The sequence below is a fragment of the Jiangella alba genome, assembly GCF_900106035.1.
Taxonomy (GTDB): domain Bacteria; phylum Actinomycetota; class Actinomycetes; order Jiangellales; family Jiangellaceae; genus Jiangella; species Jiangella alba.
The window spans coordinates 563399-585550 of sequence record NZ_FNUC01000004.1; the positions used below are offsets into that span (position 1 = coordinate 563399).

The 22152-nt window shown below is 72.8% G+C and carries 15 protein-coding genes; 2 read left to right on the plus strand and 13 right to left on the minus strand.

All coding sequences use genetic code 11. The features are described 5' to 3' along the window. From BLV02_RS20405 to BLV02_RS20440, 8 genes are all read right to left on the minus strand, one after another. On the minus strand, nucleotides 1–2112 hold the full coding sequence (locus BLV02_RS20405; RefSeq protein WP_216094039.1) for a hydantoinase/oxoprolinase family protein: 2112 nt from the start codon (nucleotides 2110–2112) through the stop codon (nucleotides 1–3). Continuing rightward, nucleotides 2102–3355, minus strand: a complete 1254-nt coding sequence (locus BLV02_RS20410) for an aminotransferase class V-fold PLP-dependent enzyme (protein ID WP_069109890.1) — start codon at nucleotides 3353–3355, stop codon at nucleotides 2102–2104. Before BLV02_RS20410 ends, BLV02_RS20405 begins: the two co-directional genes overlap by 11 nt. After that, nucleotides 3352–4065 (minus strand): SDR family NAD(P)-dependent oxidoreductase, encoded by a 714-nt coding sequence (locus BLV02_RS20415; protein WP_216094040.1) that lies wholly within the window; start codon nucleotides 4063–4065, stop codon nucleotides 3352–3354. Before BLV02_RS20415 ends, BLV02_RS20410 begins: the two co-directional genes overlap by 4 nt. A 55-nt stretch (nucleotides 4066–4120) precedes the next feature. Beyond that, on the minus strand, nucleotides 4121–6970 hold the full coding sequence (locus BLV02_RS20420) for an ABC transporter permease subunit (protein WP_069109892.1): 2850 nt from the start codon (nucleotides 6968–6970) through the stop codon (nucleotides 4121–4123). Next, nucleotides 6967–9207, minus strand: coding sequence for an ATP-binding protein (locus tag BLV02_RS20425; protein ID WP_069109893.1), 2241 nt, complete (start codon nucleotides 9205–9207; stop codon nucleotides 6967–6969). The genes BLV02_RS20420 and BLV02_RS20425 overlap by 4 nt, the downstream gene beginning before the upstream one ends. Further along, nucleotides 9200–10642: an ABC transporter substrate-binding protein gene (locus BLV02_RS20430; protein ID WP_069109894.1), complete on the minus strand. Its 1443-nt coding sequence runs from the start codon at nucleotides 10640–10642 to the stop codon at nucleotides 9200–9202. Before BLV02_RS20430 ends, BLV02_RS20425 begins: the two co-directional genes overlap by 8 nt. 80 nt (nucleotides 10643–10722) lie before the next feature. Next, nucleotides 10723–11958: an alpha/beta hydrolase family protein gene (locus BLV02_RS20435; RefSeq protein ID WP_069109895.1), complete on the minus strand. Its 1236-nt coding sequence runs from the start codon at nucleotides 11956–11958 to the stop codon at nucleotides 10723–10725. Nucleotides 11959–12002: 44 nt separating this feature from the next. Next, nucleotides 12003–13448: an amidase gene (locus BLV02_RS20440; RefSeq protein WP_069109896.1), complete on the minus strand. Its 1446-nt coding sequence runs from the start codon at nucleotides 13446–13448 to the stop codon at nucleotides 12003–12005. Nucleotides 13449–13745: 297 nt separating this feature from the next. Here BLV02_RS20440 and BLV02_RS20445 point away from each other — a divergent pair, with 297 nt between their 5' ends. Further along, nucleotides 13746–14219, plus strand: a complete 474-nt coding sequence (locus tag BLV02_RS20445; RefSeq protein WP_069109897.1) for an Lrp/AsnC family transcriptional regulator — start codon at nucleotides 13746–13748, stop codon at nucleotides 14217–14219. On the opposite strand, the gene BLV02_RS20450 is transcribed toward BLV02_RS20445, so the two are convergent. From BLV02_RS20450 to gabT, 4 genes are read right to left on the minus strand one after another with little or no spacing between them, the layout of a single operon-like run. Continuing rightward, nucleotides 14194–16125, minus strand: coding sequence for a primary-amine oxidase (locus BLV02_RS20450; RefSeq protein ID WP_069109898.1), 1932 nt, complete (start codon nucleotides 16123–16125; stop codon nucleotides 14194–14196). The two genes, BLV02_RS20445 and BLV02_RS20450, sit on opposite strands and share 26 nt — an antisense overlap. Nucleotides 16126–16131: 6 nt before the next feature. Continuing rightward, on the minus strand, nucleotides 16132–17565 hold the full coding sequence (locus BLV02_RS20455; RefSeq protein ID WP_069110253.1) for an aminobutyraldehyde dehydrogenase: 1434 nt from the start codon (nucleotides 17563–17565) through the stop codon (nucleotides 16132–16134). Then, on the minus strand, nucleotides 17562–19043 hold the full coding sequence (locus BLV02_RS20460) for an NAD-dependent succinate-semialdehyde dehydrogenase (protein WP_216094042.1): 1482 nt from the start codon (nucleotides 19041–19043) through the stop codon (nucleotides 17562–17564). The genes BLV02_RS20455 and BLV02_RS20460 overlap by 4 nt, the downstream gene beginning before the upstream one ends. Next, nucleotides 19040–20359, minus strand: a complete 1320-nt coding sequence (gene gabT, locus BLV02_RS20465) for a 4-aminobutyrate--2-oxoglutarate transaminase (RefSeq protein WP_069109899.1) — start codon at nucleotides 20357–20359, stop codon at nucleotides 19040–19042. The genes BLV02_RS20460 and gabT overlap by 4 nt, the downstream gene beginning before the upstream one ends. An 88-nt stretch (nucleotides 20360–20447) precedes the next feature. Here gabT and BLV02_RS20470 point away from each other — a divergent pair, with 88 nt between their 5' ends. Continuing rightward, the gene (locus BLV02_RS20470; protein WP_069109900.1) at nucleotides 20448–21341 is read left to right on the plus strand and encodes a LysR family transcriptional regulator; all 894 of its coding nucleotides are present in this window, start codon (nucleotides 20448–20450) and stop codon (nucleotides 21339–21341) included. Between the two features lie 199 nt (nucleotides 21342–21540). On the opposite strand, the gene BLV02_RS20475 is transcribed toward BLV02_RS20470, so the two are convergent. Then, complete coding sequence (locus BLV02_RS20475) at nucleotides 21541–22080, minus strand: MerR family transcriptional regulator (RefSeq protein ID WP_216094043.1); 540 nt, start codon at nucleotides 22078–22080, stop codon at nucleotides 21541–21543. Nucleotides 22081–22152 lie beyond the last annotated feature (72 nt).

The following is a 22152-nucleotide window of genomic DNA, read 5'->3' on the forward strand; positions in this document are numbered from 1 at the left end:
TCAGGCCACCTCGGTCAGGGTCGGCTGCCGGCGCTCCTGCGCGGGCCGGATGACGAGCGAGCCCGACGGCGCGAGCTCGCAGACGCTGGGGTCCGCCACGACGACGGTCGTGAACGGCGACTCGATCAGCACCGGCCCCTGGATCGGCTCGCCGGCCGTCACCGACGACAGGGCGCGGACGGGGATCTCGACGAGGCCGCGGCCGGGGACGTAGGCCCGTCGGGTGGCCGGCACCGCGGAGTCGCCGAGCCGGGCCCGGACCGCGGTGTCGCGCCGCAGCGGCACGGTGACCCGGGCGCCCCAGCTGACCGCCTCGACCGGCGAACCGGGATCGGTCACGCCGAGGATCTCCTCGTGCGTGGCGTGGAAGTCGGCGGCGAAGTCGAGCACGTCCTGGGACGAGAGGAAGGACCGGACCCGAAGCGGCACCTCGAGCTCCCAGATCTGCTGCGGGTAGCGCGCCTCGGCGAACAGCGTGACGGACGGTTCGGACGCGCCCGGCCCGACGTGCGCGACGAACTCCTGGCACTGCCGCCGCAGCCCGGCCAGGGCGGCGTTGACGCGGTCCGGGTCGAACGCCGTGGTCAGCGTCGGCAGGGTGACGTTGTACACGGCGGTGAGGTCGGACATCAGCGCGCCGGCCGCCGCCAGCGCCGCACCGACGGCCGGCACCACCAGCTGTTCGCAGCCCAGGCGCTTGGCCACGGCGACGGCGTTGAGCCCGGCCGCGCCGCCACCGCCGACGAGCACGGCGCCGGCCGGGTCGATGCCCTGCTGCAGCGTGATCTCCTCGATGGCGCGCACCATCTGCTCGGTCGTGAGGTCGAGGACGGCGTGCGCGGCGGCCACCGGGTCCAGGCCGAGCGGCCCGGCGACGTCGGCGGTCACCGCGGCCAGCGCCGCGTCGGTGTCGAGCCGCAGCGCGCCGCCGGAGAACACGTCCGGGTCGAGGTAGCCGAGCACCAGCGCCGCGTCGGTGACGGTCGCCCGCCGGCCGCCGCGGCCGTAGCAGGCCGGTCCGGGCACCGAGCCGGCGCTCTGCGGGCCGATGTGCAGCAGCCCGCCCGGGTCGACCCAGGCGATGCTGCCGCCGCCGGCGCCGACGCTCTTCACGTCGATCGACGGCAGCCCGGTCAGGTGCCCGGTCCCCTCGTCACCGACCCAGGCCGACCGGGTGGACGGGATCTCGCCGCGGCGCACCAGCGTGACGTCGTACGTGGTGCCGCCCGCGTCGGCGACGATCACGTCGTCGGCGCCGAGGTCGGACCGGGCGTAGGCGCGGCCCGCGACCGGGGCCATCGACGGCCCGGAGTTGAGGGTGAGGATGGGCGCGGCCGCGGCGTCGGCGACGTCGACGACCCCGCCCATCGACGTCACCATGAGGATGCGCCCGGTCAGCCCGGCGGCGCGCAGCTTCGTGGTCAGCGCGCCGATGTAGGTGGCCATCAGCGGCTTGAGCGACGCGTCGATGGCCGTCGACGAAGCCCGGCGGTACTCCCGCAGCGACGGGTTGAGCGTGTGCGACAGCGAGTACGGCACCCCGGGCAGCGCCGCGTCCAGAACGGCGCCGACGGCCAGCTCGTGCGCGGCGTTCACCGTCGACCACAGCAGGCACACCGCCACGGCCTCGACCTCCAGGGCGGCCAGCCGCGTGCACAGCGCCCGCACGGCGTCGAGGTCGACCGGCTCGAGGATCTCGCCGGTGGACAGGACGCGCCCGGGCACCTCGAAGGTCAGCGACCGCGGCACGTACGGCTCCGGGAACGGCACGGTGAAGTCGAACGGGTCGCGGCGGCCGCCTTCGCGCAACAGCAGGACGTCGGGGTGGCCGCGGGTGGTGAGGAAGGCGGTGCGGGCGGCGTTGCCGGTCAGCACCGCGTTCAGCCCGCGCGTCGTGGCGTGCACGAACGTGCCCACCCGGCCGACGAACTGCGTCAGCGACTGCCCGTCGGCGGCGGCCGCGACGGACAGCACGTCGAGGATGCCGCGCACCGGGTCGTCGGGGACCGTCGGCGACTTGTACAGCCGCAGCCGGTCGGCCTCCTCGACGACGAGGTCGGTGAACGTCCCGCCGATGTCGACCGACACCCGCAGCTCCCGCTCAGAAGCCATAGCTGGACACCTTCTCCTGCTCCGCCGCCGTGACCTCCGGGGTCAGCGGCACCGCCAGTTCCATCGCCGCGCGCAGGTCGGCGAGGAAGTGCGGGGTCTGGCCCTCGTTGTGCGGCATCGGCACGACGACGATGCCGACGGGGGCCGGGACCTGCCGGGCGGCGAACATCCAGCCGCGGCTGCGGATCTCCTCGACCACCGGCCGCAGGTCGAGGGCGGGCGAGTGGATCAGCGAGATGTTGATCCGCGAGCCCGGGTAGACGTCCAGGCCGGGGATCTCGCGCACGCCGTCGATCAGCTCGTCGCGCAACGCCATCGACTTCAGCGACACCGCCGTGTAGCCGGCCTCGCCGAGCAGCGTGGCCATCGTCCAGGCCCCGGCGATGGGGCCGGTGCCGCGGGTGCCGGACATCGTCCCGTTGGGCGGGCAGATCTCCTTCGCCGCGGCCAGCAGCGACGCGTCGCGGAAGAACAGCGACCCGGCCGGCGGCGGCGCCATGCCGTTCTTGTGCAGGTCGGCGCTGATCGAGCAGACGCCGGGGACGCGGAAGTCCCACGGCTCGATGGCGGTGTCGTACCCGGACCGCTCCAGGAACGGCAGGATGTAGCCGCCGAAGGCCGCGTCGACGTGGAAGTAGAGGCCACGCCGCTGGGCGATCTCGCCGATCGCCTCGATCGGGTCGATGCTGCCGTAGGCCCAGGTGCCGGCGGTGGCGATCAGGGCGATGGTGTCCGGGCGGATCGCCGCCTCGATCGCCTCGGGGTCGACGTGGTGCAGCCCGCTGTCCGGCGCCGGGACGGCGATCGCGTCGAGGTCGAACATCCGGCACAGCTTGTACAGCGAGTAGTGCCCGTTGTCCGGGAAGACGACGCTGCCGCCGCGGCGGCCGGACAGCTGCTTCGCGGTCAGGATCGCGCACATGTTGGACTCGGAGCCGCCGGAGCTGATGAAGCCGGCGGCGTCGGGCGCGCCGAGCAGCCCGCCCATCCAGCCGACGATCTCGGCCTCCATCTCGCGGGCGCCGCCGCCGGTGATCCAGGTCTCGCCGTGCAGGAACCGGGCGTAGGCGCGCACCGAGAGCTCCCTGATCTCGTCGCCCCACGGCAGTTCGGGTGCTGAGACCAGGTGCGGGCCCTCGTCGAACAGGTTGCGGGGCATCTCCGGGAACCGGGACACCCGCTCCAGCCGGGCCAGCCGCGCGTCGAGGTCGGCGACGGTGAGGCCGCCCGGGAACGCGGTCACTGCGCCACCACCCCGCCGTCGACGAGCAGGCTGACGCCGGTCACGTAGCCGGACGCCGCCGACGCCAGGTACACCACGGCCGGGCTGATGTCGCCCACCTCGCCGATACGCCCGGCCGGCGTCATCGCGAGGATCTCCTTCTCCACCTCCGGCGTGATGAGCTCGCGGTTCATCGGCGTGTGGACGTTGCCCGGCGCCACCGCGTTGACCCGCACGCCGGCCGGCGCCAGCTCCGTCGCGAGCGCCTTGACCAGCAGCTCGATGGCGCCCTTGGACAGGCAGTAGGCCGAGTCGTTGGGCGAGCCGACGTGCCCGGACATCGACGAGACGAAGACGATCGACCCGCCCGGGCGCAGGTGCGGGCTCACGGACCGGGTGAGCCGGTACGGCGCGCGCACGTTCGTCGCCCAGTGGTCGTCGAGCAGGTCGTCGCCGGTGTCGGCCAGCGACGCCTGGGCGTAGATCCCGGCGGAGTGGACGAGGACGTCGAGCCGGCCGAAGGCGGCCAGCGCCTGCGCGACGATCGCGTCCGGCGCGTCGTCCTGGCAGAGGTCGACGGCGACGGTGGCGGTCTGCGCGCCGGTGGCGGCGACCGCTTCGGCGGCCGCGGCCAGCCGGTCCGGGGATCGGCCGACCAGCACGACGGCGCTGCCGGCCGCTCCGAGGGCACGTGCGATCTCGGCGCCGATGCCCGAGCTGGCGCCGGTCACGACGGAGACTCTCCCGGTCAACCCGAAGGGGTTTTCGGACGTCATGAGCTCCCTTTCACGAAGCTGTCGGGGTGGACGAGGACAACTGGTCCGATCGCTGGATGGCCCGTTCGTCGGTGCCGAGGTACGACGCGATGACGGCGGGGTCGTGCCTGATCCGCTCCGGCGTCCCCTCGGCGATCACGCGGCCGGCCTCCAGGCAGTACACGCGGTCGGAGATCGCCATGATCAACGGCATGTCGTGCTCGATGACCAGCAGCGACGCGCCCAGCTCGCGCTGGATCCGGACGATGAGCGGCCCGAACGCCTCGGTCTCGCGCTGGGCGACGCCGCCGGTGGGCTCGTCGAGCATGAGGACCTTCGCGTCGGCCGCGATCAGGCAGCCGAGCTCGACGATGCGGCGGGTCCCGGTCGAGAGGTTCGCGGTGAACTCGTCGGCGAAGTGACCGAGCCCGAGCAGGTCGATCACGTCGTCGGCGGCGGCCCGCTTGCGCCGTTCGGCGGCCGGCGCGGGCGGCAGCCCGGTGATCGACGGCAGCAGCAGCGTGCGCGACCGCGCCTCCAGGGCCACCAAGACGGTCTCGCGCACCGTGAGGTCGGGGTACAGCCGGGCCGCCTGGAAGCCGCGGCCGAGGCCACGACGGTGCCGGCGGTAGGCCGGCAGCCCGTTGACGTCGGCGCCGAGCAGCTCGATCGTCCCGGTCGACGGCACCAGCCCGCTGACGGCGTTCATCAGCGTCGACTTGCCGGCGCCATTGGTGCCGATCAGGCCGACCAGCTCGCCGGGCCGGACCTCGAGGTCCACCCCGTCGACGGCGCGGTTGCCGCCGAAGTGCACGCTCACGCCGGTGAGCCGCAGCCACGGCGCCGCGGCGGCCGCGGTCCCGTCAGGCGCGTCGGCCCGCGGCCGCGGAGTCGCCGTGGCCGGGCGGGTGGACACCGGCTCCGGCTCCGTGCGGGCGCCGATCGCGCTGAGGACGAGACCACGGACGCCGTAGACGATCTGCATCAGCCCGCCCGGGAAGTACATGAGCAGGATGAGCAGACCGATGCCGCTGGTCAGCAGGCGCACCTCGTCGAGGTCCCCGAACAGCGCCGGCAGCCCGCGGACGAACAGCGCACCGAGGATCGGCCCGGCCACCGAGCCGACCCCGCCGATGATCGTCGCCGAGATCAGCAGCAACGACACGTCGGGGCTGAAGGTGCTGCCGGGCACCACCTCGACCCGCAGTGTGATGAACAGGCAGCCGGCCAGCGCCGCCATCGCGCCGGACAGGCCGAACGCGATGAGCTTCATCCGCACCGGCGACACGGTGGCGGCCGCGGCCATGTCCTCGTTGTTGCTGACGGCGATCATGGCGCGGCCGATGCCGCCGCGCCGGATCAGGCACAGGACCGCCACCATGAGCCCGAGCACCAGCAGGCAGAGGAAGTAGAACGTGCGGCGGTCGGAGAAGTCGAGGCCGCCCAGCTCCGGCGGCTCCATGTAGGGCGTGGTCGTCGACCACGGCGAACCGGTGAACCAGGCCTGGCGGAAGATCCAGGTCGAGGCGGCGACGGCGAACGCCAGCGTGACGACGGCCAGGAACGGGCCGCGCATGCGCACCGCGGACAGCCCGACCAGCAGCGCCGCGGCGCCGCCGACGGCGGTGGCCACCAGCAGCGCGGTCCACCAGGACAGCTGCAGTCCCCACCCGGGCAGGAACGGCAGTTCGGTGCCGTGCGTCACCATGACCATGACGCCGGACCCGAGGCCGACGAAGGCGAACTGGCCGAGGGTGAACTGGCCGGCCCAGCCGGTCAGCATCGACAACGGGAGCGCCATCATCGCGAACACCAGCACGTCGGTCCACACGAACTGCTGGCTCTGCCGGGTGAACACCAGCGGGATGATCGCCAGCAGCGCGAACAGGACGACGAAGCCCATGGTGTTCAGGTGCCGGACGTACCAGAGCCGCCGCAGCCGCTGCGGCACCGCCGCCACCCGGGCGCCGAGCGACGGCGCCGCCTCGCCGCGCCGGCCGCGGACCCAGAACAGCAGCAGCAGGATCGTCGCGGCGAAGATCCACAGGTCGACGACGGACCGGTTCGCCTGGTCGACGTTGCCGCGCAGCACGCTCTCGCCGACGCCGACGAGCAGGCCGCCGACGAGGGTCATCGGCAGCGAGCTCATCCGGGCGATCAGCGCGACCAGCAGCGCGCGCACCAGCAGGCCGGGGCCCACCGCGGCGGCGCCGGAGCCGATGATGGTGCCCGGCGTGATGCCCTGGATGGGCGCGATCATGATGGCGGTGACGGCGGCGAAGCCGGCCGCCAGCGTCCACACGATCGACGACGTCGTCTTCACGCTGAGGCCGAACACGCGGGCGGTGTCGGGGTTCGCGGCGGTGGCGCGCACCATCAGGCCCCACTTGGACCTGGTCATGAACAGCGCCAGCGCGAGAATCGTCGCCGGGGCGACGATGACCACGAGCACGTCCCGGGCGACGATCAGGATCGAGCCGGTGACGTGCCAGGACAGGTCGAACGGCAGCGGGAACGCCTGCTCCGAGCCGCTCTTGGGCAGCGACATCCGCGCCACCATCAGCACCTGCGCCACGCCGATGGTGGCGATCAGCACCACCAGCCGCGATGCGGTGAACAGCCGCCTGATCACCGAGAGCTCGACCACCAGGCCGACGACCGCGGTCGCCGCGATGGCCAGGGCGAAGGCCAGCCAGTACGGCACGTCGAGACCCGCGCTGAGGTAGCAGAACACGGCCACGCCGAACGCGCCCATCTCGCCCTGGGCGAAGTTCAGCACGCCGGTCGCCCGGTACACGAGCACGAAGCCGGCGGCCAGAATCGCGTAGACGAGCCCGACGATGACGCCGTTGACGAGCATCTGCGCGGAGACGTCGATCATCGCGACCCCCGCGTCTCGCCGAGGAACACGGCCCGGACGAGGTCGTCGCGGCCGGCCAGTTCGGCGGCCGAGCCCTCGAACATGATCCGCCCCTTCTCCATGAAGACGGCACGGTCGGCGAAGGAGAGCGCGAGGTTGAGCGACTGCTCGACGATGATCATCGTCGTGCCCTCGCGCTTGAGTTCTTCGACGACGGCGAGCAGCTCCTGCACCACGACCGGCGCCAGCCCGAGCGAGAGCTCGTCGATGATCAGCAGCTCCGGCTCGTGCACCAGCGTCATCGCCAGCGCGACCATCTGCTGCTGGCCGCCGGACAGGTCGCAGGCGCGGCTTTGCCGGGCGTCGGCGAGGGCCGGGAACCGGCCGAGCGCGCGGTCGACCCGGTCCTTCGCCTCCGCGGGCGACAGGTCGGTGGTGAGCAGCGCGGTCCGCAGGTTCTCCGTCACCGTCAGCTCGGGGAAGACGCCCGCACCGCCACGCAGCTGCACGACGCCGGCGCGGAAGCGCAGCTCCGCCTCGGCGTAGGTGAGCGAGCGCCCGTTGAGCCGGATGACGCCGCGGTCGGGGATGCCGAGGCCGCTGATGACCCGCAGCAGGCTCGACTTGCCCGCGCCGTTCGTGCCGAGCAGCGCCAGCACCTCGCCGCGCGCCACCTCCAGGTCGATGCCGAACAGCACCTGCACAGTGCCGTAGCTGAAGTCCAGGTTGCGCACCTGCAGCACCGGGGTGTGCTGCGGGTCGGCGGCGATCCGGCGCCGCTCCTCCTGTTCCTCCAGCAGCTCCTCGACCGCCCGCGAGATGTCCTGACGCAGGTAGCGGGCGCCGCGGTGGAACAGGTAGCCGCCGGCGACCGTCGACACCGGCACCGCGATGGTCAGCGCGACCCGCTGGCCGTGCGCGTCGGAGATGGCGCCCACCACCAGCGCGCCGAGGAAGCCGCCCATCAGGAACGTGAAGATCGGCACGATGGCGAACGCCTGGGCCCGCAGCCGGTACGGCGCGACGGAGGCCACCAGCGGGTTGACCGCCACCAGCGCCATGCCGGTGAACGCCGTCGCCAGCGCGTAGCAGACCAGCAGCAGCGCCGGCTGCTGCAGCCGCAGCGCGACCAGCGTGAGCACGCCGTAGGCGACGATGGCGTAGCCGGCCACCCGCATGGTGCGGGCGGGGTCGACCCGGTACATCCGGTCGAAGCGCCGCCCGGCGATCAGCATGGCGACGATCGACGGGATCTGGCAGAGCGACAGGATCCAGCCGCGGGTGAAGGCGCCGTACCCGTACTCGTCGCGCAGCAACAGCGTCAGCTGCAGCGGGACGGTGATGAGGGCCAGCCCGAGCGCGCCGATGCCGAGGCACATGAAGTAGAAGGTCTTGATCTTCTTCATCCGGGCGAACGCCGTCCCGATGGTGATCGGCAGTTCGCCGCCGCGATCGCTCTGGTCCAGCACCTCGCCGGTGACCGTCTCCTGCTCGTACCGCCCGCGCACCGGCTCGCGCAGGAACACCAGCGCCGCGATCGCCAGCACCGCGACGGGGACGGCCAGGGCGAGGTACGCCCACCGCCAGCCCTCCGCGCCGCCGGCCAGGGTGGCGATGCTCCCGGCGGTGAACGGCCCGAGCGCCAGGCCCAGCGGCGTCGCCATCGCGTGCAGCGAGAAGATCCGCCCGCGGCCCTCCAGCGGATAGCCGTCGGAGATGAGCGAGCCGAACACCGGCGTGGAGTAGGCGGCGGCGAGCCCGATGCCCGAGTAGGCGAGGAACAGCTGGAACGTGTTGCCGGCCAGGGCCGCCCCGACCAGGCAGAGCGCCGCGCCCGCGGCGGAGCCGGCCACGACGTACTTGCGCGGCACCCGGTCGGCCAGCCACGCCATCGGCACCGCGCCGAGCACCAGCGCGATGCCGCCGAAGCTGGCCAGCGCCATCAGCCCGGTGTCGGACAGCCCGAAGTAGGCGCGGATGTCCGGCGCGAGCACGTTCGTGGTCTCGCGGCTGAGCTGCTCGATGACCACGAGCAGCACGGCCAGCGTCACGATCGCCCAGCCGCCGCGGCGCAGCGTGTCGCGCAGCGACAGCTCCGCGGCGCCCACCGCCGGCAGCAGCTCGTCGGGCAGCACCAGCGGCTCGGACCGCTGGGTCTGCGCCTCCTGCCGCCGCGACTCCTCCGCCAGGACCGCCGCGGTCAGCGTCGCGGTCCGCGGCCCGCCCGGATCCGCCGGCTCAGCTGTCGGCTCAGTCATCGGCCGGCAGGGGGAGGAAGTCGGTCTCGGGGACGATGCAGTGCGCGGAGTCGCTGCCGAACTCCGCCGGGCACGGATAGTGGAACCGCTCGACCACGATCGCGTCGGGCCCGGTCGGCTTGCCGGGGCCGAAGCTCGCCGGCAGCGACTCGCCGTGGTCGAAGTCGCCGAAGCCGGCCAGCACGGCCGCGACGTCCTGCCGGGTCGGGTTCTCCCCGGCCGCCTCGATGGCCCGGGCGAACAGCCGGACCCCCGAACAGCTGGAGGCCACGTTGCTGGCCCGCAGGTTGTCGGCGTCGTCGAGCAGGTCGTACGGCGCGTCGATGACGTCGCTGTACTCGGCGTAGACGCGGTTGCACATCTCGACGAACGGGTCGGGGACGAAGTCGTCGAGGCGGTGCTCGCCGGCTCGGCTGCCCGACACGATCGTGGCGCCGTCGTAGAGCGCGGCCGCGGCCTCGCCGGCGAACTGGACGATCTTGCCGGTGACCAGCTCGCTGTCCTGGGCCTGGAAGCTGGTGTTCACGAACTCGACGTCGCCGGGCTGGAAGCCCTGCGTGACCATCTCGCCCAGGTACGTGGGCATGGTGATGGTGTCGAGCAGCGGGAACACCACCTCGACGCCGTCGGCGCGCATGCCCTGCACCGACTCGATCAGGCCGTCGGTGCAGTTGCCGGCGTCGCAGCCGATGGCGTCGACGCGGGCCACCTCGAGCCCGAGCCGCTCCAGCTCGGCGACCAGCCCCTCCTGCACGACCTGCGGGTTGGGCTCGGTGTCGGTGTAGACGACGCCGATGGGCCGGCCCTCGAGCTCGCCGGCCAGCTCGCGGGCGGCGTAGGTGAGGATGTCGGCCGGCGAGTGGTTGACCGAGTAGAGCATGCCGTCGGCGGCGGCGAAGTCCTGGGCGCTGAGGTCGTACGTCGTCACGTAGATGACGTCGTTGGGCCCGGTGAGGCAGCCGGCCAGCGGGTTACCGACCCCGGTGAAGGAGAACGCGCCGAGGGCGTGCTGGTCCTTCGCGATCGAGGTGCACGCCTGCTGGGCCTCGACCTGCGGATCGGTGGCGCCGAACCCGGGCACCGCGATCTCGACGGTGTTCAGTTCGATCAGGCGCCCGTTGATGCCGCCGCACTCCTCGTTGACGATGCGCACGAACGTCTCGACCTGGTCGGCGGTGTCGCCGACGTCCTCGGCGAAGCCGACCTCCACGAGGTCCTCCAGCCGCAGCCGCACGTTCGTCAGGACCACCGAGTCGGCGGTGATACCCGGCTCGACCTCCTCTGGCTGGTGGTCGCCGGTGTCCGCGGTGCAGAACGCCTCGGTGCCGGTGAACCGGCTGTCGAACGACTCGGCGACGCCCGGCCCCGACGAGGTCGGTGCGGCAGCAGGGTCGTCGTCGGTGCTGCGGACGACGCCCGAACAGCCGCCGGCCACGATCAGACACCCAAGAGCGAGCGCGCAGGCTCGTAATCCGTCAGAACGCATGAGGGACTCTCCGTAGATGAGGGCGCCCGCTACAGGCGGTCGGCCAGCCAGTCGAAGAGGTGCTCGGCAGCAGTGGCGGTGGCGCCGTTCTGGCAGTGCAGTTGAGCGGTCGACTCGGTGCCGAAGAGCATCAGCTCCTTGGGGCACTCGAGCGCCTCGTAGAGCTGCTCGGCCTGACCGGTGGAGAAGCGTTCGTCGACGCCGTCCATCACGAGCGTCTCGCACTCGATGAGCTTGGCGACGTCGGTGAGGTCGCAGGCCTCGAACTCCTTCATCAGCGCGTACGGCGTGTCGACGCCGTGCTTCCAGCACGAGTCGCGCAGGAACCAGCCGGCCGTCGACGACTGCTCCGCGATGGCGCCCGCGGCGGCGTTGAACGCCTCCGGGCCGTCGCCGTAGGCCTCCATCAGTGACGGGGGCAGGCCCGCGCTGATGCTGGCCCACCAGCTGAGGACGCCGGGATCGGCGATGCACAGCTTCAGCCGCTTCTCGTACGCCGCCGCCCGGGGCGCCAGGTAGCCGCCGAAGCTCAGGCCCATCAGCGCGATCCGGTCGGCGTCGACGCCGTCCAGGCCGACCGCGACGTCGACGATCGGCGTCACGACGTTCTCCCAGTCAGGCCGGAACGGCAGCCCGTTCAGCCGCAGCGCCAGCCCCTGGCCGGGGCACTGGACCGCCAGGCAGTGGATGCCGCGGCGGATCGCGCCGTCGTAGACCCACCGGGTGTCCTCGGGCCAGGCGTCGCGGCCCTGGAAGAAGATCAGCAGCGGTGCCGACTGGTCCGCGACCGGGCTGCGGTAGAGGTAGGACGGCAGGAACGAGCCCTCGTACGGGATGGCGAGGTACTCGCCCGGGTAGCCGCTGAGCTCCAGGTAGCGGTCGTAGTGCTGGTAGCTGCGGCGGGCGTGCTCGGCCATCCGCGGGTCGTCGGGCGGGCCGAAGTGCATGAGCGAGGCGCGCCAGTAGGTCGACGCGCGCAGGTGGCAGTCGGCCGCGGTGACGGTGCGGCCGGCGGCCTCGGCGGACTCGGCACGGGCCTGCAGGGCCTGCGCCATCGGCGTCCAGGCCTGGATCCAGCTCTCCTCGTCGTCGACGGCGATGGAGCGGGCCACCTCCAGGCATTCGCCGAGGTCGGACATGCCGAAGAGCATCATGCCGAGGTGGTGCTTGAACTGGTCGTCCATCACCTCGTCGGCGATGAACTGGTGCGAGGTCCAGTGCGGGCCCGGGAAGAGCGGGTTGACGGAGGGTACGGCGGCGGTCATCGGGCGCTCCTACTCGTCGGTGGTTCGACGGGGTCGCCGGTGCTTCAGGCGGCGACGCCGAGTGGCGGGATACGGCCGGCCCACGGGCGGGCCTGCTCGAGTTGCGCGGCGAGGCGGAACAACATCCCCTCGTCGCCGTAGGGGCCCACGAAGTGCGCGCCGATCGGCACGCCGTCGTCGGTCCAGTACAGCGGCACGGTCATGGCCGGCTGGCCGCTGACGTTGATGAGCGAGGTGAACGCGACGAAGCCGGCCGACGCGCGCATGCCACGGGTGGGGTCGTCGGCCGTCGAGGCGAACGTGCCCAGCGGCGGCGGCGTGCTGCCCGTGGTCGGGGTGAGCCACAGGTCGTACGGCGCCTGGAACGCGGCCAGCTCGTCGCACAGCGTCTGCAACTCGGCCAGGGCGTCCATGAAGTCGCTGACGGAGGTGGTCGTCGACCGGCCGCGCTGGATCAGCTCCCAGGTGGCCGGCTCGAACAGCTCCTCGACGGCCGGCTTGCCCGTCGAGCGTTCCAGCCGGGCAATGTCCCAGGCCAGCCCGCCGGCCGAGACGGCGGCGAACGGGCCGGCCAGGCCACCGACGTCGAGGGTGGGCACGCCCTCCTCGACGATGTGGCCCAGGCTCTCGCACAACCGGGCGGCGTCGTCGACGGCGGCCAGCGTGTCGGCGTCGAGCGGCGTGCCCATCGGCGAGCGGCGGCTGACGACGATGCGCAGCCGGCCCGGGTCGCGGGACACCTCCTCGAGGTACGGCCGCTCCGGCCGCGGCGCGATGAACGGGTCGCCGGGCGCCGGCCCGGCGGTGGCGTCCAGCAGTGCCGCGGAGTCGCGCACCGACACCGTGATGGAGTTCTCGCTGAGGAACGCCATGCGCATGGAGACGCCGAGGTGCCGGCGCGCCGACGCGATGCGCAGCCGCGTCGGCTTCATGCCGAAGACGCCGCAGCACGACGCGGGGATCCGGATGGACCCGCCGCTGTCGCTGGCGTTGGCCATCGGCACCATGCGGGTCGCGACCGCGGCGGCCGCGCCGCCGCTGGACCCGCCGGCCGTCAGCGCGGGGTTCCACGGGTTGCGGGTGGGGCCGAACGCCTCCGGCTCGGTGGTCGGCTGCAGGCCGAACTCGGGCAGGTTGGTCTTGCCGGAGCAGACCAGCCCGGCCGCTCGGTACCTGCGGGTGAGCGGCCCGTCCTCGGCGGAGACGTTGTCGAGCAGGTAGCGGCTGCCGGACGTCAGCCTGGTGCCGGCGTACCCGACGGCGCCGCCGTCCTTGAGCAGGAACGGCACGCCCGTGAACGGGCCGTCCGGCAGTCCTGCCTCGATCTGTGCCGCGGCCTCGTCGTACATCGTGGTGATGACGGCGTTGACCTGCGGGTTGACCTGCTCGATGCGCTTGATCGCCGCGTCGAGCAGTTCGTGTGGGGTCACGTCGCCGGAACGGACCAGCTCGGCCTGTCCGACGGCATCCAGTGCGGCGATGTCACTCATGGTTCGGCTTCAACGGCTCGGACACGTCAGTCTCCTGTCGGTACCGGCATCTCGAACGAGCCATCAGTATGGCGCTCAGATCAGAATGTGACAAGCTTTTTGGCGTCCAGATCTTGGTTCACGAGTCATTAGATTGATTCCACAACGTTTCGAGAGCGTTTTGATCGGTCCGTCGTACCAGCCCCTACGTCCATATCGTCAGCCAGGCCACGTTTCTGCGAGCGCATTGTTCGGTTGCGCGGGCCGAATCCGTGCGATTGGATTGCCCCTGCAGAACGTCCACTCAGGGAGGCCGTCGTGGTCAACGGATCGCGTCCGCAGCAGGTCGAGCTCGACGAGATCGACAAGGCGATCATCCGCGTCCTCCAGGTCGACGGACGCATCGCGTACTCCAAGCTGGGCCCCCAGGTGGGGCTCTCGCGCGCGGCCGCCCGGCAACGCGTCCAGCGCCTCATCGACAGCGGCGCCATCGAGGTGGTGGCCGTCTCCGAGCCGCTCAAGATGGGCTTCGACGTCCAGGCGATGATCGGCATCAACGTCGACGGCGACCTCCAGGAGGTCGCGTCGGCGCTGGCGGCGGTCGAGGAGGTCGTCTACGTGGTGCTGTCGGCCGGGCGCTACGACATCCTCGTCGAGGTGCTCGGCCGCGACCCGGGCGAACTGCTGCGCATCCTCAACGACGTCATCCGGCGCACCCCAGGGGTGCGCAGCACCGAGCTGTTCACCTACCTGAAGATCGAGAAGGTCACGTACTCGTGGGGGGCGGTGTGACCGGTGCGTGACAGTGCGGCGCCGGGTGTGGCTCGACGTCCAGCGCGGGGTTGCGGTCGAAGAATCCCGACGGCTTGAGCCAGAACGAGATCGTGTCGACCGGCATCACCGGCCAGTCCTCGGGACGCGGGACGTGGTGGATGCCGAACACGTACCACAGCACCACGTCGGTGCGGTCGGTCGCGCGTCGCGCCGACACCCACTCGGGCATGCCCATGCCGGGGCCGCCCTGGTTGACGAACTCGCCGGCCGGCCAGCGCTGGTCCGGGTCGTGCGGCGTGACCCAGACGGTGTGCCCGACCACCTCGGCGCGCCGGAACACCGGCGACGCGGGGTCGAAGAAGGACGGGATGGCCGCGCCCGGGACCAGCTTGTAGCCGACCGGCGTGCCGTGCGCGTTCAGCGAGCCCGGGTTGACGACGGACCACGCACGCTGGGTCTCCCACGCGTAGTCGTCCGGCCCCTCGACGACGAACGGCGCCTTCACCTGCCGGACGCCCAGCCCGTACGGGTTCGCCGGGCCGATCGGGTCGGTCACCGTCTCCGAGCGGACCACCGTGTTGTCCGTCCCGTCGACGTCGAGGTCCAGCCGGGCGACGACGAAGTGCTGGTGGATGGGCGCGTAGGTGCGGGTGTCGACGAGCGTGCCGTGCGGATGGGCGGCGCCCTCGGGGACGTGCGAGACCACCATGATGCCGGTCGCGCGCACCTCGCACTCGATGCTGCCGTCCTCGTAGAACCGCCAGTACGTCAGGTACTCGTAGTTGGCGACGGTGACGTGGAAGGACACCACGAACCGGCGCTGCCGCCGCACCTCCGCGGTGCCGTCGTGGTCGACGTGCTTCCAGCCGACGGCGGAGTCCTCCTCGTGCAGGCAGATCGCGTTCGGGATGGTGTACGGCCGGCCGGCCGAGTCGTGCATCACCGCGTCGAGGTAGCGGATCTCGCCCAGGCAGTCGCAGCCCAGCTTCAGCGACTGGGTGAGGAAGCCCAGGCCCCACTCACCGATGTCGAAGGCGGTGCGACGGTAGTGGTCGACGCCGGGGTCGCGGTACGGGACCATCATCTCGGCGAACGAGAGCTTGTGCGCGACGCTGCGTTCGCGGCCGGCGTCGCGGTAGCCGACCTGGTGCAGCGTCAGGCCCTCGCGGTGGTTGAACCCGACCCGCAGCCGCCAGTTCTGCCAGCTGACCTCCTGCCCGTCGACGCTGAACCCGGGGCCGTCGGGCTGGGTCACCTCCAGCGGCGCACGCGGTGGGCGGTGGCCGCGCAACGCCTCGGGCAGCAGGTGCGGGCGATACTCGCCCATGATCTCGGGCCGCGGCACCGCGTAGGTGTCCTCGATCTCCAGCAGTTCCATCGCGCCGACGTCGACGACGAAGTGCAGCCCGTTGACGGGGCCCGCGTACGGGTTGCCGCCGGCCACCCGCCGCACCCACACGTCCGACCAGCCCAGCCGGCGCCCGGCGTACGCGTCGGGCACCAGGGCGCCGCCGTAGGTCCAGGTGTCGATGAACACCGCCGACAGGTCGGTGATGCCGCGAGCCGCCAGCGCCGTCAACACGGAGGGGTGGTGGCGGAGCATGGCGTCGCACTCTTCCCACTCGTCGATGGTGAAGTTCGGCTGCACGCCGGGCACCGGCTCGAACGACTCGACGGACGCGGCGGCGAGGTCGACCCGGGCGCGGAACGTCGAGCCGTCGCGGCGCTGGAAGCAGATCACCTCGGCGCGCCGGGGCGGCAGCGGCCCGCCGTTCGCGTAGGCCGCCAGGTCGGCCTTGGCCGGCTCGACGGCCTCGATCGAGGCGTACCGCCAGTCCGCGCCGACGCCGTGCTCCGACGTCAGCAGCTCCCGGACGCGGTCGATCTCTTCCGCCGTCAGTGGGTCCAGCGGGTGCACGGTCACAGTGTGTCAGCCCAGCGACGCCATGACGTGCTTGATGCGGGTGTAGTCCTCCAGGCCGTAGACCGAGAGGTCCTTGCCGTGGCCGGAGGACTTGAACCCCCCGTGCGGCATCTCCGCGACCAGCGGGATGTGGGTGTTGATCCAGACGCAGCCGAAGTCCAGCTCGGCCGAGACCCGCAGCGCCACCTGCACGTTCGCCGTCCACACCGAGGAGGCCAGGCCGTACTCGACGCCGTTGGCCAGCTCGACGGCCTCGTCCTCGGTGCGGAACGTCTGCACCGTGATGACCGGGCCGAAGATCTCGTGCTGGGTGAGCCAGTCGTCCTGGCGCAGGCCGGCGATGACGGTCGGCTCGACGTAGAAGCCGGTGCTGCCCTGGCGGCCGCCGCCGGTGGTCACGGTGGCGTGGTCGGGCGTCCGGGCGATGGCGCCGAGGACGCGGTCGAGCTGCTGGGCGTTGTTCACCGGCGGGATCCAGGCGTCCTCGTCGCCGGGCTGCGCGCCGTACGTGGTCCGCGCCTGCGCCGCCTCGCCCGTCAGTGCCGCGGTGAAGTCGGCGGCGGCCGACTCGTGCACGAGCACGCGGGTGGCGGCGGTGCAGTCCTGGCCGGCGTTGAAGTAGCCGGCCTCGGCGATGGTCGCGGCGGCGGCCGCGAGGTCGGCGTCGGGGAAGACGATGACCGGCGCCTTGCCGCCCAGCTCCAGGTGCGTGCGCTGCAGCCGCTCGCCGGCGCCGGCCGCCACCGCGCGTCCGGCCGCGACCGAGCCGGTGATCGAGACCATCTGCGCCGCCGGATGGGAGACGACGGCCGCGCCGGTGCCGCGGTCGCCGGCGACGACGTTCAGCACGCCCGGCGGCAGGTGCCGTGCGGCCAGCTCGGCCAGCAGCACCGTCGTCACAGGCGTGGTGTCGCTCGGCTTGAGCACCACCGTGTTGCCGGCCGCGATGGCCGGGGCGAACTTCCAGACGGCCATCATCATCGGGTAGTTCCACGGCGTCACCTGGCCGATCACACCGATCGGCTCGCGCCGCACCCACGAGGTGTGGCCCGCCAGGTACTCCCCCGCGGACCGGCCCTCGAGCACGCGGGCCGCGCCGGCGAAGAAGCGCAGCTGGTCGGCCATCGGCGGGATCTCCTCGGCCGCGGTGAGGTGCGCCGGCTTGCCGGTGTCGCGGCCCTCGGCCGCCACCAGCTCGTCGGCATGCCGCTCGACCTCGTCGGCGATGCCGAGCAGGGCCTTCTGCCGCTCGGCCGGCGTGCTGCGCCGCCACCCGGTGAACGCCTTCGCCGCCGCCTCGTAGGCGGCGGCGACGTCGGCCTCGCCGGACAGCGGCGCGTCGCCGTAGGTCTCGCCGGTGGACGGATCGACCAGGGGCATCGTCGCGCCCGACGCGGCCGGCGCCGACTCGCCGCCGACGAAGTTCTGGACCGTGGTCATGCGCCGCTCCATCCGATGCTGAAGTACTGGGTCTCGGTGAACTCCTCCAGGCCCTGCCGGGCGCCCTCCCGGCCGAGCCCGCTCTGCTTCACGCCGCCGAACGGCGCCGCCGGGTCGGAGACCAGCCCGCGGCCCACGCCGACCATGCCCGCGTCGACGGCCTCGGCCAGGCGCAGCGCCCGCCGCAGGTCACCGGCGTAGACGTACGCGGCCAGACCGTACTCGCTGCCGTTCACCATGCCCAGCAGCTCGTCCTCGTGTCGCCACGTCACGACCGGCGCGACCGGCCCGAAGATCTCCTCGGTGACGACCGGCGAGTCCGGCGGCACGTCGCTCAGCACGAGCGGCGCGACGAAGTGCCCGGTCAGCCCCGCGGGCACGGCGGCCCGGTGGGTCACGGTCGCGCCACCGGCGACGGCGGCGTTGACCAGCGCCTGCACGTCCGCGACCGCGGTGGCCGAGATGAGCGGGCCGATCTGCGCGCCGGTCGCGGCCGGGCCGACCGTCAGGGCCTCGACGGCCGCGCCGAGCTTCGCGACGAACGCGCCGGCCACCCGCTCGTGGACGTAGAACCGGTTGGCGGCCGTGCAGGCCTGCCCGCCGTTGCGGAACTTCGCCACCATCGCTCCGGCGACCGCCTCGTCGAGGTCGGCGTCCTCGGTGACGATGAACGGGGCGTTCCCGCCCAGCTCCATCGACGAGTTCACCACCCGGTCCGCGGCCTGCTTGAGCAGCGCCCGCCCGACCTCGGTCGAGCCGGTGAAGGAGATCTTGCGGACCCGCGGGTCGGCCAGCCACGCGGCGACGACGCCGCGGGAGTCCGTCGTCGGGACCACGTTCACGACGCCGTCGGGGACGCCGGCCGCGGCCAGGATGCGGGCGATGGCGAGCGCCGTCAGCGGGGTCTGCGACGCCGGCTTGAGCACCACCGTGCACCCGGCCGCGAGCGCCGGCGCGATCTTGCGGGTGGCCATCGCCGCGGGGAAGTTCCACGGCGTGACCAGCGCGGCGACGCCCACCGGCCGGTGCGTCACGACGATGCGGGTGTCGCCGGCCGGGGACTCGCCGTAGCTGCCCGACGTCCGGGCCGTCTCCTCGGAGAACCAGCGGAAGAACTCCGCGGCGTAGGTGACCTCGCCGGCCGCGTCGGCCAGCGACTTGCCGTTCTCGGCCGCGATCAGCGTCGCCAGCCGGTCCGCGTCGGCCGTCATCAGCTCGTAGGCGCGGCGCAGCGCCTCCGCCCGCTGCCGGGGCGCCGTGCGCCGCCAGCCGGGAGCGGCCGCCGCCGCCGCGGTCACGGCGTCGGCGGCGTCCTGCACTGTCGCGTTGCTGACGGCGGCCAGGACGGCGCCGGTCGCCGGGTCGTCGACGGCGAACGTGGCCGCCGCGGGGCGCCAGCGGCCGCCGACGAAGACGCCGTTGGCCGGGTCGAGCTGGTCGAGGTGAGCGACCAGGCCGGTCGTCGTCACGGTGGTCACGGCTGGCCTCCCAGGGCCTCTTCGAGCACGTCCAGTCCGTCGTGCAGCAGCTCGTCGTCGATCACCAGTGGGGGCAGCAAGCGCAGCACGTTGCCGTAGGTGCCGCAGGTCAGCACGATGACGCCGCGGGCGTGGCAGTCCGCGGCCACGGCCCGGGCCAGCGCGGCGTCCGGTGCGCCGTCCGGGCCGACCAGCTCGACCGCCATCATCGCGCCGCGCCCCCGGACGTCGCCGATGCGCGGGTCGGTGGCGGCCAGCCGTTCCAGCCGGTCGCGGAGCACGTCACCCACCTTCTGCGCGCGCTCGATCAGCCCGTCGGCCTCGATCGTGGCGATGGTGGCGAGCGCGGCGGCGCAGGCCAGCGGGTTGCCGCCGTAGGTGCCGCCCAGGCCGCCGGCCTTCGGCGCGTCCATGATCTCGGCGCGCCCGGTGACGGCCGACAGCGGCAGCCCGTCGGCGACCCCCTTCGCCGTCACGACGAGATCCGGGACGACGTCCTCGTGCTCGCACGCGTACATGGCCCCGGTGCGGGCGAGGCCGGACTGCACCTCGTCGGCCACGAAGACCACGCCGTTCGCGCGGCACCAGTCGGCCAGCGCCGCGAGGAAGCCCGGCGCCGGGACGATGAACCCGCCCTCGCCCTGGATCGGCTCGATGACGACGGCGGCCAGGTTCTCGGCCCGGACCTGCGTCTCGATGACGTCGATCGCCCGCCGCGCGGCCGCGGCGCCGTCGGTGACGCCGTCGCGGTACGGGTAGGACAGCGGCGCGCGGTACACCTCGGGCGCGAACGGGCCGAAGCCGTTCTTGTACGGCGCCGACTTGGCCGTCATGGCCATCGTGAGGTTGGTGCGGCCGTGGTAGGCGTGGTCGAACACGACGACGGCCTGCTTGCCGGTGAACGTGCGGGCGATCTTGACGGCGTTCTCGACCGCCTCGGCACCGGAGTTGAACAGCACGGTGCGCTTCTCGTGCCGGCCCGGCGTCAGCCGGTTCAGGGCCTCGGCCACCTGCACGTACGCCTCGTACGGCGTCACCATGAAGCAGGTGTGGGTGAACGCGGCCGCCTGCGCCGCGACGGCCTCGACCACCCGCGGCGCGCTGACGCCGACCGTCGTCACGGCGATGCCCGACCCGAGGTCGATCAGCTGGTTGTCGTCGGCGTCGCGCACGATGCCGCCGGCCGCCTCGACGGCGAAGACCGGCATCGTCGTCGCCACGCCGGGCGCGACCGCCCGGGCCTTGCGGGTCATCAACGCGACCGATCGCGGGCCGGGGATGGCCGTCACGACCTTCCGGATCTGGGTGAGCGGCATGGACCCATCGTGAGGTCCGCCACTTCATGCCGTCCAATACCCGATAGCATGGCGGTCTATGCCTGCTGAGCATGCCTGAGGGGGTGCGATGGAGCTCCGGGTGCTGCGCTACTTCGTCGCCACCGCCGACGTCGGCACGGCCAGCGGCGCGGCGGCCGAGCTGCACCTGACCCAGCCGGCGCTCTCGCGGCAGCTGCGTCAGCTCGAACGCGAGCTGGGCGCCGACCTGTTCGCCCGGGTCCGCGGCCGGCTGGTGCTCAGCGCGGCGGGCCGCGAGTTCCTGCCCATCGCGCGCGACCTGCTGGTGCGGGCCGAGCACGCCAGGCAGGCGGCGGCCGAGCTGGCCGCCGGGCGGCTCGGCCACATCGCGCTGGCCGCGCCGACCACCACGCTGACCGACGTGCTGGCGCCGTTCCTCGCCACCCTCCGCGACGACGACCCCGTCCCGACCGTCATCGAGTCCGGCCCCGACGACGCCTACGCGGCCCTCGACCGCGGCGTCGACCTCGTCATCGTCACCGAGCGGCCGCACCGCGACCTGGCCCGCGCGGCCATCGCCGTCCTGCCGGTGTTCGCCTACGTCCGCGCCGACCACCCCTGGTCCGGCCGCCCGCACATCGCCCTCGACGACCTCGCCACCATGCCGGTCGTCGTGCTGCCGCCGCACCTCAAGCCCCGGCAGATCCTCGACGGCGCGCTGCACCAGGCCGGGCTCGCGCTGGAATCGGCTGTCGAGACCTCCAACGCCCAGGTCGCCCAGGCCCTCGCCGCCGCCGGCCGCGGCGCCGCCATCGTCACCGACGACCCCCGGTTCGGCCTGCACCCGCTGGAGATCCTGCACAGCGGTGCCGCGTTGCGCATCCACCTCTGGGCCGCGTGGCGGCCCAGCCACCACGCCTCACCCACCCTCGCGTCGTTCGCTGCCCGGCTGCGCCGCTTCTGCGCCGAGCGCTACGGCCCCCAAGTGCTGCCACCCTCCTGACCGGCGTCCGCAACCCCATGCCAGGGCGTCCGGTCGTCATGGCGCTCCTTGTGCGCCCGGCGGGATGCGACTGCGGCGCACCGGCGACGTCACCGCCCCCGCTCGCCCTGGGTTGCGCGGGCTTCGCCCACAGACCTGAGCCTGCGGCACCTCTCCGGAGTTCGCGTCCCCGGCACCACGCGAACCGGCGGAGGACGAGTCAGGACGCCGACACGCGGTAGCGCCGCTGCCGGCAGGCGGGCGAGCAGTACCGGCGGGGCCGGCCGCGGGCCGGTTGGGTGAGCGGCGCCGCACAGACGACGCACTGGCCGGAGGCGGCAGCGGTTTCGTCACGCGTTTCGTCACGCCCGGCCGGGACGTGCCGGAGCAGTTCGTCGTCGAGGTGGGGGCAGTCGCGGACGATGTCGTCGTCGGGGCACTGGAGCAGGTGCAGCAGGTACGCCTGGGCCCGGCGCAGCCGCTCGATGCGCTCCTCGACCACGTCGGCATGGCGCTGCACCGCCTGCTGCCAGTCCTGGTTCCGGCTCGCCGACGTGACGATGGCGGCCTGGTCGAGCGGCATCGCGCCGGTGACGCAGCACAGGTAGGCGAGGCCGATGCGGCGCAGGTCGGTCTCGGTGTAGGCGCGCCGGCCGTTGTGGCGCGACGGCGGGGGCAGCACGCCCTGGGACTCCCACCACCGCAGGGTCGACGGCGCGAGGTCGAAGCGGGCGGCGGCCTGGCCGATGGAGACGCTCATGGGTCCAGTTGACATCAACTCGCCTTGAAGACTCAAGATGCTTCGTGAGGTTAGGCATACCTTCCTAGGAGG

Bases quoted from the DNA above. Each gene is read 5' to 3' on its own strand.
- BLV02_RS20405 (WP_216094039.1), bottom strand. From the start codon at position 2,112: ATGGCTTCTGAGCGGGAGCTGCGGGTGTCGGTCGACATCGGCGGGACG.
- BLV02_RS20475 (WP_216094043.1), bottom strand. From the start codon at position 22,080: ATGAGCGTCTCCATCGGCCAGGCCGCCGCCCGCTTCGACCTCGCGCCG.
- BLV02_RS20455 (WP_069110253.1), bottom strand. From the start codon at position 17,565: ATGACCACGGTCCAGAACTTCGTCGGCGGCGAGTCGGCGCCGGCCGCG.
- BLV02_RS20425 (WP_069109893.1), bottom strand. From the start codon at position 9,207: ATGACTGAGCCGACAGCTGAGCCGGCGGATCCGGGCGGGCCGCGGACC.
- BLV02_RS20420 (WP_069109892.1), bottom strand. From the start codon at position 6,970: ATGATCGACGTCTCCGCGCAGATGCTCGTCAACGGCGTCATCGTCGGG.
- BLV02_RS20440 (WP_069109896.1), bottom strand. From the start codon at position 13,448: ATGAGTGACATCGCCGCACTGGATGCCGTCGGACAGGCCGAGCTGGTC.
- gabT (WP_069109899.1), bottom strand. From the start codon at position 20,359: ATGCCGCTCACCCAGATCCGGAAGGTCGTGACGGCCATCCCCGGCCCG.
- BLV02_RS20470 (WP_069109900.1), top strand. From the start codon at position 20,448: ATGGAGCTCCGGGTGCTGCGCTACTTCGTCGCCACCGCCGACGTCGGC.
- BLV02_RS20435 (WP_069109895.1), bottom strand. From the start codon at position 11,958: ATGACCGCCGCCGTACCCTCCGTCAACCCGCTCTTCCCGGGCCCGCAC.